A 12417-nucleotide genomic window follows, 5' to 3' on the forward strand; every position below is an offset into this window, starting at 1 on the left:
TTTACTGTGTAAATCCGGGTAAAATTGTGCGCTAAAAAGGCCACCCGGGTTAAAAATGGTGCGAAATTCTAATCATATCTACAGAGAAAGTAAAGGATGAATTGCCAAAAAATAGCCAATATTGTGCATTTACCGTTCATTTACCTGTTCACTGGCATTCCATGAATGCAGGATTAAAGGTAAACTCTGCGCTCGTTAAGCACCGTGTTGTTTAACTCGGCTTGTATAAGCGCCCTTTTCAGAATGTTTTCTTGCTCAATTCCCTTTTGAAAAATGAGTGATCAAAAGTGTGGAATCAGATGATCCTGACTAGGGTAGTGTTATGATCGCGGCGGGATCATAAAGATGATCGCATCAGATCGCCAGAATTATTTTCTCAGTTTTTGATATTTGCTTAGTCATTATGGTTCTCAACAATTGTGTGAACACGTGTTGTGATAAAAAGGCGACAGCAAATCCAAAAACGAAGCATTGAAGTTAGTAGTAAAAGGGTTACTCCCCATGCGTATTTTAGGAATAGAAACATCTTGTGACGAAACTGGCATCGCCGTTTACGACGATGAAAAAGGGTTGCTGTCGCACGAACTATATAGCCAAGTAAAGCTGCACGCAGACTATGGTGGTGTTGTGCCTGAACTTGCGTCACGGGACCACGTGAGAAAGATCATTCCTTTAATTGAAAAGGCTATGGAAGACGCTAACACCCAACCATCAGAGATCGACGGCGTTGCTTTTACCCAAGGCCCCGGTTTAGTGGGCGCATTGTTAGTGGGTTCGTCTGTCGGGCGTTCATTGGCCTACGCTTGGAATGTGCCAGCAGTGGGCGTTCATCATATGGAAGGGCATTTATTAGCGCCTATGCTTGAAGACGACTCTCCTGAATTTCCTTTCGTTGCTTTATTGGTTTCAGGTGGCCACTCAATGCTAGTTAAAGTCGAAGGCATTGGTCAATATGAAGTACTTGGTGAGTCTATTGATGATGCCGCTGGTGAAGCCTTTGATAAAACCGCCAAGTTACTTGGCCTTGATTACCCAGGCGGCCCTCTTTTAGCAAGATTGGCTGAAAAGGGAGAAGCGGGACACTATAAGTTTCCTCGCCCGATGACCGACAGACCAGGACTAGATTTCAGTTTCAGTGGTTTAAAGACCTTTGCGGCGAACACCATTCGCGATGCTGACCTAACCGGTGGTGATGCTGAGCAAATAAAAGCGAATATTGCCTATGCGTTTCAAGAAGCCGTCGTTGATACGCTTATTATAAAATGTAAGCGAGCATTAAAGCAGACTGGTATGAAGCGTTTGGTTATTGCTGGCGGCGTAAGTGCAAATACAATGTTGCGCAGTGAGATGAAAGCCCTGATGCAAGAGCTAAAAGGTGAGGTGTTTTATCCTAGCTTAGCGTATTGTACAGACAATGGTGCCATGATTGCCTATGCGGGCATGCAGCGTTTGAAAGCTGGGGAAACCTTGGCCTTGTCTTCACAAGCCAAGCCGCGCTGGCCCCTTGATACTTTATCGGCGATTTAGATATTCATAAAAAACCGGTAATTAGGCGCCACACCTCGTTGTAAACGCTACTATGTCTTCCCTAAGTTCACTGGGGAAATATTGAGCATAGCAAGCAGGTAAAACAAAAAAGCATAAATAAAAGGCAATGGGAGCGCATTCCATTGCCTTTTGTTTTACTAAAATGAACATTGAGTAAGGACGTTAAACACCATGCGCTTAGCAACAGACGGAACAAAACAAAATGCACCGCTATTCTATTTAGCATTGTCGTTATTTATTTTCCTTACCTTTGCAGCGCTCACTGCGTCCAATGCATTTGCATCAAGCAAAGCACCCTTGAATGACTTTGTAAAAGGCCTGAAGCAAGAGCAGCAAGATCAGTATGTCGTGCTCATTTCTCTTGATGGATTTCGCCACGACTATATCGAATTACACAACGCGCAACACCTTGGTGCTATTGCAAAAAAAGGGGTAAGAGCGTCGTCTATGACCCCTGTTTATCCTTCAAATACCTTTCCCAACCATATTTCACTTATCACTGGGTTATTACCGAAACACCACGGCATCGTGAACAATCGATTTTTTGATAAGTCTCGCCCAACGAAAGAAGGCTACGCGCAGTACAAGCTGGGTTACGGCGGCATGGACAGCACGTGGATTACGGCAACGCCGCTATGGAACTTAGTGGAATATCATGGCATGAAGGCAGCTACCTTCTTCTGGCCAGAGTCTGATTCACGCATATCAGGTACCTTGCCTAGCTACTTCTATCACTACTCTAAATACGCCGATTACCAGCAGCGGGTAGATCAAATTATAACTTGGTTGAAACTGCCTGAGGTGTCGCGCCCTCGCTTTATTGCGGGTTATTTCTCGCTTACCGATTCGGTTGGACACGACGAAGGACCTTTTGCCGACAAAACCAATGATGCGGTGCAGGAAGTGGATGCGCTTATTGGTCAACTTTATGAACGCATTAACGCATTAGATTTGCCGGTAAACTTGGTAGTGGTGTCGGATCACGGCATGACACCCATTGATGAAAGTCAGCTTATAGAAGTTGAGTCTTTATCTATACCTGATAGCTTCATTATTGAAAATGAGGGAGCGCAAGTTCATCTTTACGCCAAAGTGGGCGTGAACGATAAACAAATCACCGAAGAAACAGAACGTCTTACCCATATAGCCGAAAACCGTTACATTGTGCTTAACGATACCCAGCGCGCTGAGCGACATATGGAAGTGGGAAATAGAACTGGCGATATTATTATTGAGATAGCCCCGCCAGCACGCTTTAAAAACGCCAACAGCATGCATATTAGCAAAGGTGGGCATGGCTACATGAACACGCTGCCTGATATGGGGGCGACGTTTGTTGCAGTGGGACCTGCGTTTAAAACGAATACCACCCTACCTGTGTTTAGCAACCTGGAGGTTTATCCTGCGTTGGCCAAAATACTTGGCATTGCGCCGGTTACGCCGATAGATGGTAAGTTAGATGTGCTGGAAAAGGCGCTTACTCTTTAACTTTTCCCTTATCCCATACTTTACTTTCATTGCCCGCTAAAAGACGGGCAATGTTGTCTTTGTGGCGTAGAATGATAAGCAGCGAAAGCATTGCCACGGGCACGGTATATAAAGGCTTAATCAAAAATGTAAATAACGGCGCAAGAGATACTGCGATAAGCGCGCCCAATGAAGAATAGCCTGTAAGAAACACCACTACTACCCAACTCAAAATAAGCAAACCTGCTAAATCGAGCCCAATAGGCAGCATAGCGCCAAACGCAGTGGCGACGGCTTTTCCACCTTTGAAACCAAAATAGAGCGGAAAGATATGCCCTAAGCACGCAAAAATAGCAATGACGCCTAACATAATTGGCTCTATGCCCAGAAAGTAACTGCCGTAAACGGGAATAGTGCCTTTTAGTATATCCATGACAAGCACGAGGAGTGCTGGAACACGACCGCCTAGTCGATATACATTGGTAGCACCTGGGTTTTTAGAGCCGGCGGTTCGGGGGTCTGGTAAACCAAACAGCTGGCTTATTACCACAGCACTTGAAAGTGAACCGAAAAGATAGGCAACAGCGATCATCAAAAGAGTTAGCGAAATCATTTTGTCATTCTAATTATTAAAAATATTGCCTTTTATTACGTTAAATTTGGTGTGTGCAAGTTCAACGGGGGGGTAGTCGCATTAAATTGTGAAACCTTGGTTGCTCCCAGTTGTCATACAGCGGTATAGTTGTGCCACACAAGCGTAAAGCTACTCCATCCAAACGCGATATACCACCGTTTACCAGCAATATGTGGGTGAAAGCGCAGTAGTAAGACCAGTAGTAGGACCAATAAAAACGGCGAAAAACTGGTTTGATAACAGTACAAGATGAAAAATTCCATGGGAAAAATTTATATAACAGGGCTTGAAGTAGACACCCTGATTGGTGTTTATGATTGGGAGCGAGTAAGAACCACCCAGCTACTTCTTGATGTAACACTTGATGTTGATTTAAGCGCTGCGATGCAAAGCGACGATGTTGCAGACACTGTAGACTATGCAAAAGTGGCAGAGTGTATTGTAGAAGTAGGCAAAGAAAGCACATTTGAGCTACTTGAAGCTCTAGGTAATAAAGTGATGGACGCCGTTCTTGATAATTTCACCGTTGCGTCAATAACGCTTAAAATTGTTAAGCCTAATATCCTTCCCAATGCGCAAACGGTTGCTGTTGAAATGCGTAAAGAGCGCAATTAATGTCACAACACACCATCTTAATCAGCATTGGCTCTAATATTGAACGTGAGCATTACACCAAGCAATCTTTAGTTGCCCTGAAACAGCACTTCTCAGATGTCGCAGTGTCTTCGGTCTACGAGAGCGAAGCGGTGGGCTTCAATGGAAGCCCTTTTTATAACGCCGCTGCTCGGGCGACGACGTCAAAAAGTATTGAGGAAGTGTGCGCAATTCTTAAAGCCATTGAAAAAGACAATGGCAGGGTGCATACAGACAAAAAATTCTGTGCCAGAACCCTTGATCTCGACTTGCTTACCTATGATAGTAAGGTGACCACAACCCCTGTGGTTTTACCTCGCGAAGAGATTTGCTACAACGCGTTTGTGCTTTGGCCGTTAGCTGAACTTGTTCCCAACGACATTCACCCTGAAACGCAAGAAACCTATGCCAAAATGTGGCAAAACTTTGATAAACAGAAACAGCAATTATGGCCGATTGACTTTACTTGGAGTTAAGCAAAGGAATGACACTTTTTGAAATTATTATTTTAGCAATTATTCAGGGCGTTACTGAATTTCTTCCTATCAGCAGCTCTGGACACTTGTTGTTGCCCGCTGAACTTTTTGGTTGGGTAAGTCAGGGCTTAGCGTTTGATGTCGCCGTTCATGTGGGAAGCCTGCTTGCGGTTATGATCTATTTTCGTCAAGAAATCGCTCAGATGACCGTAGCTTGGGTAACACAAGGGTTTAGCAAACAACAATCTACCGACAGTAAGCTTGCTTGGTACGTTATTGTGGCAACTATTCCAGCGGTTATTATTGGCTTTTTAATGAAAGGCTGGATAGAAGAAAACGCACGTACGGCGCTGGTAATAGCGGGTACCACTATTATTTTTGGTTTGCTGCTATGGTACGCCGATGCCACTGCAAAACGCGAACAAGAGCTTGAAGGACTGACACTTAAGCAAGCCATCTATATCGGGTTAGCCCAAGTATTGGCACTCATTCCTGGTACATCTCGCTCAGGTATTACGATGACCGCAGGTTTGATGTTAGGCCTTAAGCGCGAAGCGTGTGCACGCTTTTCCTTTTTGCTGTCTATTCCAGTTATTTTAGGCGCGGGGCTTTTAGCCACTCTCGACCTGCTTAATGCCAACGAAGCGGTAGACTGGTATGCGTTGCTTTATGGCGCGGCGTTTTCATTCGTAAGCGCCTACCTTTGTATCTATTTGTTCCTAAGCTGGATATCGCGTATCGGCATGCTGCCTTTTGTTATCTATCGCTTGGCGTTGGGCGTAATACTACTGTGGTTTGTTTTCGCTTAAGTAAAGAAAAAGGGCGTTGTCCTTCGTATGAGGGGGCTTCGTATGAGGGTGCTATTAGCATGAGATGCCCCTGCGCCGCACAATAGCACTTAATTTTTAATTATGTTCGCAGGCAAATGTTTTAACACTGCTAACATAATTGGTAATCACCTAATTGGTAAGGGAAGTGAGATATGGCAGAAACAATATTTGACAAAATCATCAGCAAGGAAATTCCAGCGGACATATTGTACGAAGATGAATTGGCGCTGGCGTTTAAAGATATAAACCCTCAGGCACCGACTCACTTTCTGGTTATTCCGAAAAAGCAAATTGCAACGGTAAATGATATAGCCGAAGAAGATCGCGAAGTGGTGGGGCACTTGTCATTTGTTGCAGCAAAAATTGCAAAGGAGCAAGGGTTTGCTGACCAAGGCTTTCGTACGGTAATGAACTGTAATGAATACGGTGGTCAAACGGTATATCACATTCACCTTCACGTGTTGGCAGGTAAACCGCTAGGCTGGCCTCCTTACACTGAAAATATGAAGCAACACGTAGAGTAGCGTGGAAAGATAAGAATACAAAAATGCCGCCCTTGATAGTTATCTCAGGGCGGCATTTTTATTTTATGAGTACAGTACTTACTTAGTTAGCAAGCCCCAGTACTTTCTTACCTTGGTTGAAGTGAATATCAACTGGAATGCTCGCTGCCTCTAGGCGCGCTAAATCTGAAGCAAGATCGGGTTTAATTACACCCATAGTTTCTACTAGCTTCGCTACGCCATCGTAATCGCCGTCACCTTGTAACGTAAGGATTAGTTCAGATAGTGCTTCTACTGCGGCGCCCATCTTCTCCATATTTACGCGATACATGCCGTCTTCTGTTTTCTCGAAGGCGCCTTGCTGGGCAAAGAAGTTAAAGCGGATCATGTTCGCTTTTCCGTGTGCAGAGCTTGCGCCGAAGCGCACAGAACGGAAGATGCCAGCCATAAAGGTAACGTAATAATCTTCTAGTGTACCTTCAGTGATTTCACCTTTTTCAAGAAGACTTTGTACCATGTACAAACCTAGAATATCCGCTTTGCCTTCTTCAAGAGCCGACGCATGCTCTTTAAGTGCTCCGCGCACAGTCCCTGAACCATCTAGAGTATTCTTAATCCCTAAACCGTGTGCCACTTCATGAAACATGGTGTTCGCGAAAAAGGCGTCGAACGTAATGTGTTCACGTTGCTCTGGTACAATTAACGTATCCGCAATAGGCACCAAAATTGTATCGAACTTTGCACGCATTGCGTTTTTAAGCTGCAGACGGCGGGTACCTTTTTCTAGCTGTACTCGCTCGTCATTGGGCAAGTTAATTGCAATGGTCTTACTGCCTGCATTAGAGTGGCCGGCATAATAAATAACATCATAAGCGTTAAGGTCTGCATCAGAACCTGGCATTTCCGCTTTATATGCCTTAGCAACCGGAAGGCCTTGCTGTAATTCAGGTAAGAAGGCCGCGTATTTAGCTAGCTTTTCACTCCATGCTAAGTCTTTAATAAGTACATAGGCTTCAAACGCTGCGCGATAGCCAAAGAGTTGATCTTCGTAGCTTTCAATAGGACCGATAACCAGCTCAACCGGGTTGGTTTTCATATCCATCCACGCCATGTCAGAAGCCAGGTAGTCGTTTGATAGTAGGGCTTCAGAACGCAGCTGCAAATATTGTTTAAAGCTTTCATCTTCAGCAAGCTCTGACGCTTTTTTAAGTAAGTCAGACGCCTTCATTAATTCGCTTTTAAAGGCTTCAGAATAAGGCATCGAATAAAGGTTGCCCGCTTCATCGCGCTTCACCATGGAATAAAGGCCTTGTTTGTCGCCAAAATCTGCCGTGGCAAATTCCTCTTTTTCCATATCATGGGGGTAGAACTCAGCGCCCAGCGCTTTGTCTTCATAGCCACTTAAAAAAGGTGTATCGCCATTTAAGCGATCCCAAGGTCCATAATTTATCGCTGCAAAGTGGCGAACTTTTTCGTCACTAATTGACGAAAGAAATGCATCTTTATCTTCAAAGAACGCTTGTTTCCAGAACAAGTCGTCCATGATTTTCGATGCATCAATTAACAGTGAAAGCATTTTGTGTTGATTGTCACTAAGGTGTGACAAATCGCTGGTAAGATCTACGCCGTGATAAATAGACAAGCGAGACTCATCAACAAGTAAGGTTTGCTCGGAAGCGGTTTCAGGCTTTGCTGTCTGAGTTGGTGTTGTATCGGCGCTTTTGCTGCACGCGGTCAGCATAAATAAACCCGCTACTGCAGCTGCAATAGGAGAATAAGTTGTAATTGTTTTTTTCATAATGACTCTTACCGTGTGGTTTAACCGCATTGATTTACAGTATGCGGGGCGGTGAATAGATAGCTCACTATAGCTATGCTTTTGATTTAATACAAAAGTATGAAAAATATTTGCTTAATATCAATAGTGGTTTGCTACCAGTTGACTATACTTTAAAAAAAGCTCTGGTGGTTCTACCGTTGCTAATAATTCGCATCGACACTGTATTTTTTTAGTTGGTCGAAACTAAAGAGCTACTATAGTATGGTGATAGAAATACCATAATAAAACAATAAACGGTTTGTATTTTAGCGTGAAGCATAGAGGCCTATGTAAGTTAACGCACGGAATGCAACGCACAAACATCGAATCTATTTTAGTCATCAGTTTTGCTGGTGGTCGAGATGATTAACTGGTAAAGCAACCTATCGCCTTCACGAGGCTATTTGGAACTTTCTAAGGGTAGAAATATGTCTACACAGAACGCGCTTTCAACCATTTTGGTTGAAAAAATTAACAATGACACACTCGTCCTTCCCACGCTTCCTGCTATTGCATTGAAAGTCCGCAAAGCGGCAGACGATCCCGATATTAACTTAAACGCGATGGGTGATGTGATTGGTCAAGATCCATCACTTAGCGCAAGAATGATCAAAATTGCGAACAGTGCTTATATGGGACGTAGCGTAAAAGTTACTTCTATCAGCCAAGCGGTGACTCGAATTGGTTTACGCCAAATTAAAAACATCTCTACTGCACTCGCTATGGAGCAATTATTCGTCTCTAAAAACGATGTAGTTGCACGCTATTTACAACAAGAGTGGGCAAATACAGTTAATATCGTGGCTAACTCTATGGCGGTGCTTCAGCTTTACATAGCGCGTACCAAAAAACGTGAAATGAGCATGGATACCATGACACTAGCGGCACTGGTTCACAACATTGGTGTTCTGCCTATTTTGACCGAGGCTGAGCGTCACCCTGAAGTCTTTGCGAACCCTTCATTCCTTGAAGTGGCAATCGATAAATTAGCTGGCCGTATTGGTGCAAGCATTATGACAGAGTGGGGCTTCGGAGAAACCTTCGTTAACGTTTCAAAAAATTGGAAAGACCTAAGCTACATGCCAGAAGAGTTAACCTACATTGATTTCGTTCGTGTTGGCGCTGCAGTCTCAGGTGCGGTAGACAGTCAAAAAGATGCGATCTTAAACTTAGCTATTCAGCGCGGTGTGGTTGAAGATATGGGCGAGCTTCACTCTGGTGAGTTTGAAGAGCTTGCAAGCGCAGCGAAGCAAATCTTCTTGTAAGTATTTTAAGCGACAAAATACTGCAAAGGCCGGTACAGAAGCACAACTTCAGTACCGGCCTTTTCGTTAGGGGAAGCTGACAAATGAAAAGCTGACAATGAAATAGCACAAAGCAAACAAATGCTGCTACGCGCTAACAGGCTTCTTTTGAACGTAAAGCAGCAATAAACCTAACCCTAATCCCCACACCGCTGAAGTCATGGAATATAAACTAAATCCTGACGCCGTACACAGCATGGTAAGCAACGCAGGAGCCCTGTGGTGCTCTACTTCCATGGCGCGAACCACCGCTCCTTGCAGCGTAGCTAATAGGGCTAGTCCAGCAAGCAGATGAATAATGATACTGGGCATACTCACAAATAGCGCAACGACCACAGACGCTAATAACCCCATGAACAAATACGCCACCCCCGCTGCTATAGCGGCTTTATAGCGCTGCGACTTTTCATTATCCGCTTGCTCGCCCATGCATAGCGCTGCCGTTATCGCCGCTAAGTTAAAGGTAAAACCACCGAAAGGTGCCAATAAGGCTTGAACAATGGCAATGCCTGAAAAAATGGGTTTGTGGTCGGGCGTATAGCCATGGGCGTGATGAATAGCTATGCCTGGCAAGTTTTGAGAAAGCGTGGTGATAAGAAAAAGGGGAAATGCTAATCCAATGGCAGCACTCAGTGAGAAAGTGGGCGTTACCCAAATAGGCTCGGGCAGAGTGAATATTGATGGCAGCCCTGGTGAGTCGCTTGATAGAGCAACCACACCATCTGCACTACTCATAAACAAGCTAATGGTCACCGACATGACCAGCAACAACAGCATAAGATAGCGGGGAAATAGTCGGCTTCCTACTAAATAAGCCGCGATAAATAACGCAACTAAGTACGGTGCGTCATTAACATCACTGAATATCGCAAGGCATATAGGTAAGAGAATGCCGGCCAAAAGCGCCGATGAGATTGCAGGGGGAATCCGACTTATTTGTTTAAGCAGGTTACGGCTTTGCGCAGTTACAAGAGAAAGCAAGGCACATAGTATAAATGCACCAATGGCTTCACTTAAACGGTAGTCACCGATACTGGTTAACAAAAAGGCCGCGCCAGGGGTAGACCACGCGGTAACAACGGGCAGTTTGGATAGCCACGAAAACAGAATACAGGTAATGCCCATACCGAGCCCAAGCGCCAACAACCAACTCACTACCATGTCGTCGCTGGCGCCGGCTTTGCGCGCTACATCAATGATAATGACAACAGAACTACTGTAACCTACTGTAACCGCGGTTAGCCCTGCGCTGATATGACTTAACTTCCACTTGCTCATGAAAACCCTCGTGATGGAATTTCGATTTGGAATCGACCGAGCGATGAAACACGCTTTTAGTGTCTATCGAATGTGCTACTCTACCTTTTTGTGCGCTATAACGTACAATAGCTAACTTAACATCTGTGCGTTATAGCGCACAACTGGTTTATTAAACTCAGCGTCAAAATAAAAGGCCTTCATTACATGACAAAAGCAAATGCGCAGCCTTCTGCTATTTCAAGAAGTATTGCACACCACCTGCAGTCTGTTCGTAAAGCTCGGGGGCTTTCCCTTGATAAAACCGCGCAGTTGACGGGAGTGTCTAAAGCCATGTTGGGGCAAATAGAACGAGGCGAGTCTAGCCCCACAATCGCTACCTTGTGGAAGATAGCAACCGGTCTTGCGTGTTCTTTTTCTTCTTTCTTGTCAGGTGATGAAACCGCACCTACGTCCCAACATGCCGACAACAAGTTCGCTAACGACCCAAACGTAACCATAAAAACGCTATTTCCGTTTAACTCAGCCACCCAGTTTGAAATGTTTGAACTATGCTTAACGGACTTTCATGAGCAGCACTCTTCGGCGCATCAAATAGGCGTCACCGAACATATTCACGTACTACAAGGAAAGTTAGGGGTTTTGCAAGATGGTCAATGGCAAACTTATCAAGCGCAAGAGCAGTGTATATTACGCGCAGACCAGCCCCACGGTTATCGAGATGAAGTAGGAGAAACGCGCTTTATTGTGGTTATTCACTATCCCACTTAAAGCGGTTGGGCAACTTTCTTGCAAAAGCTAGAAGAAAGGCTAGGAAAAAAGCTAAGAAGTATTAGCGCTAAATGACGGTTGCCAGTTCAAACAAGCAAGTTAATTAACAGAACCTAATAAAAAGCCTAATTACCCCAAGGTAATTAGGCTTTTCGATAGCGCTAGGCTATCTTTTTCATCGGCTTAATATTTATTTGCCATAAGTTTATAAACTATCGTCGTTAAGATTAAGCGCACCACGAAGGAAGTTAAGCAGTGTACAAATTTCGGCTGACATAAGCGCGAACTCTGCATCAAGGCGCGCTTCAACCTGATCTTTTGGCACATCGTCAGTTTCTTCTTTAATGCGATCGGTGAACTTAACACGTTTAATGGCGCCATCCTCACACATAATAGCCGTCAACGTCTCTGCATATTCGAATGCAACCTTTTGAACCAGCTTACCGGCATCCAAATGAATACTAATTTCTTCGCTGTCTAGCGGCTGGTTCTTACAACGAATAACGCTGCCAGTGTCATCGGTAGATTTAAGCTCAGCTTCTTCAAGTAGACCTACACCTTCTGGTGTTGACTCAGTAACCCAGTGCGTAAGCTCGCTTTGAAGGCTTCTGCGCGTAAATGGCACTACTGGAAGTGAGCCTATGGCTTTTCTTACCATGGCCAAAAAGGCTTCGGCTTTGCCATCAGATGATGCGTCAACTACGACTAAGTTGTCAGCAAGCGAAATAAAGCCGTGAGTGTAGGTGTTTTTTGTAAATGCCTGGGGCAGCAAACGGGTTTGAATTTCTTGTTTAAGATCTGCTTTGGCTTTTTTACCAACTGGCGAACCGGTTTCCATTTCAATTTTGGCCACCATTTCATCAAGCTCGGCATTTACCACTGCGCCGGGCAAGATCTTTTCCTGTTTTTTTAGGGTTATCCAAAAACGCTGTTGAACAACATGGAACATGGTGCCTTGCTTACCCGCCTGAGAAAACGGAGAGGCGAACCCCATGGTTGCTAAGTCCTGGCTACCGCACGGGCGAAAAGCGTGTTCGTTAAGGGCACGTTCTAAATCGCCCTCGTTTAGCGATAACGGCTGAGTAATTTGATAGGCTTTTACATTTTTAAACCACATAGTGTAAGCATTCTCTTGATAAAAATAGGGCGCAAGCCTACCAACGTAAGACTCGCGG

General features: G+C 44.6%; 12 protein-coding genes. 8 read left to right on the forward strand and 4 right to left on the reverse strand.

The features are described 5' to 3' along the window. Positions 1–501 precede the first annotated feature (501 nt). Entirely contained in the window at positions 502–1527 is a 1026-nt protein-coding gene (gene tsaD, locus MHM87_RS17395; RefSeq protein WP_168533567.1) for a tRNA (adenosine(37)-N6)-threonylcarbamoyltransferase complex transferase subunit TsaD, read from the forward strand. 192 nt (positions 1528–1719) lie between these two features. Then, complete coding sequence (locus tag MHM87_RS17400) at positions 1720–3036, forward strand: ectonucleotide pyrophosphatase/phosphodiesterase (RefSeq protein ID WP_168533569.1); 1317 nt, start codon at positions 1720–1722, stop codon at positions 3034–3036. On the opposite strand, the gene plsY is transcribed toward MHM87_RS17400, so the two are convergent. Next, on the reverse strand, positions 3026–3628 hold the full coding sequence (gene plsY / locus MHM87_RS17405) for a glycerol-3-phosphate 1-O-acyltransferase PlsY (RefSeq protein WP_014948270.1): 603 nt from the start codon (positions 3626–3628) through the stop codon (positions 3026–3028). The two genes, MHM87_RS17400 and plsY, sit on opposite strands and share 11 nt — an antisense overlap. 282 nt (positions 3629–3910) lie before the next feature. Between plsY and folB the strand changes: the two genes are divergently transcribed. The 4 genes from folB (at position 3911) to MHM87_RS17425 (ending at position 6112) form a co-directional block, all read left to right on the forward strand. Continuing rightward, complete coding sequence (gene folB / locus MHM87_RS17410) at positions 3911–4264, forward strand: dihydroneopterin aldolase (protein ID WP_014948271.1); 354 nt, start codon at positions 3911–3913, stop codon at positions 4262–4264. Beyond that, the gene (gene folK / locus MHM87_RS17415; protein WP_014948272.1) at positions 4264–4758 is read left to right on the forward strand and encodes a 2-amino-4-hydroxy-6-hydroxymethyldihydropteridine diphosphokinase; all 495 of its coding nucleotides are present in this window, start codon (positions 4264–4266) and stop codon (positions 4756–4758) included. The genes folB and folK overlap by 1 nt, the downstream gene beginning before the upstream one ends. Before the next feature lie 8 nt (positions 4759–4766). Then, positions 4767–5567: an undecaprenyl-diphosphate phosphatase gene (locus tag MHM87_RS17420; RefSeq protein WP_014948273.1), complete on the forward strand. Its 801-nt coding sequence runs from the start codon at positions 4767–4769 to the stop codon at positions 5565–5567. A 173-nt stretch (positions 5568–5740) separates the two neighbouring features. After that, complete coding sequence (locus tag MHM87_RS17425) at positions 5741–6112, forward strand: histidine triad nucleotide-binding protein (RefSeq protein ID WP_014948274.1); 372 nt, start codon at positions 5741–5743, stop codon at positions 6110–6112. A gap of 82 nt (positions 6113–6194) precedes the next feature. On the opposite strand, the gene MHM87_RS17430 is transcribed toward MHM87_RS17425, so the two are convergent. Continuing rightward, the gene (locus MHM87_RS17430) at positions 6195–7889 is read right to left on the reverse strand and encodes a Zn-dependent hydrolase (protein WP_168533573.1); all 1695 of its coding nucleotides are present in this window, start codon (positions 7887–7889) and stop codon (positions 6195–6197) included. Positions 7890–8338: 449 nt separating this feature from the next. Between MHM87_RS17430 and MHM87_RS17435 the strand changes: the two genes are divergently transcribed. Then, a complete protein-coding gene (locus tag MHM87_RS17435; RefSeq protein WP_049587051.1) occupies positions 8339–9175 on the forward strand; it encodes an HDOD domain-containing protein in 837 nt (278 codons plus the stop codon). A 126-nt stretch (positions 9176–9301) separates the two neighbouring features. Here MHM87_RS17435 and MHM87_RS17440 read toward each other — a convergent pair whose 3' ends face one another. Beyond that, on the reverse strand, positions 9302–10492 hold the full coding sequence (locus tag MHM87_RS17440) for a benzoate/H(+) symporter BenE family transporter (RefSeq protein WP_168463382.1): 1191 nt from the start codon (positions 10490–10492) through the stop codon (positions 9302–9304). Between the two features lie 186 nt (positions 10493–10678). Between MHM87_RS17440 and MHM87_RS17445 the strand changes: the two genes are divergently transcribed. Beyond that, positions 10679–11242, forward strand: a complete 564-nt coding sequence (locus tag MHM87_RS17445; protein WP_014948278.1) for an XRE family transcriptional regulator — start codon at positions 10679–10681, stop codon at positions 11240–11242. 205 nt (positions 11243–11447) lie between these two features. Here the strand turns inward: MHM87_RS17445 and rdgC are convergent, their stop codons facing one another. After that, positions 11448–12359: a recombination-associated protein RdgC gene (gene rdgC / locus MHM87_RS17450; protein WP_168533574.1), complete on the reverse strand. Its 912-nt coding sequence runs from the start codon at positions 12357–12359 to the stop codon at positions 11448–11450. Between the last annotated feature and the right edge of the window lie 58 nt (positions 12360–12417).

Origin of the sequence: Alteromonas sp. Cnat3-28 (assembly GCF_022348265.1) — a bacterium.
GTDB lineage: Bacteria > Pseudomonadota > Gammaproteobacteria > Enterobacterales > Alteromonadaceae > Alteromonas > Alteromonas macleodii.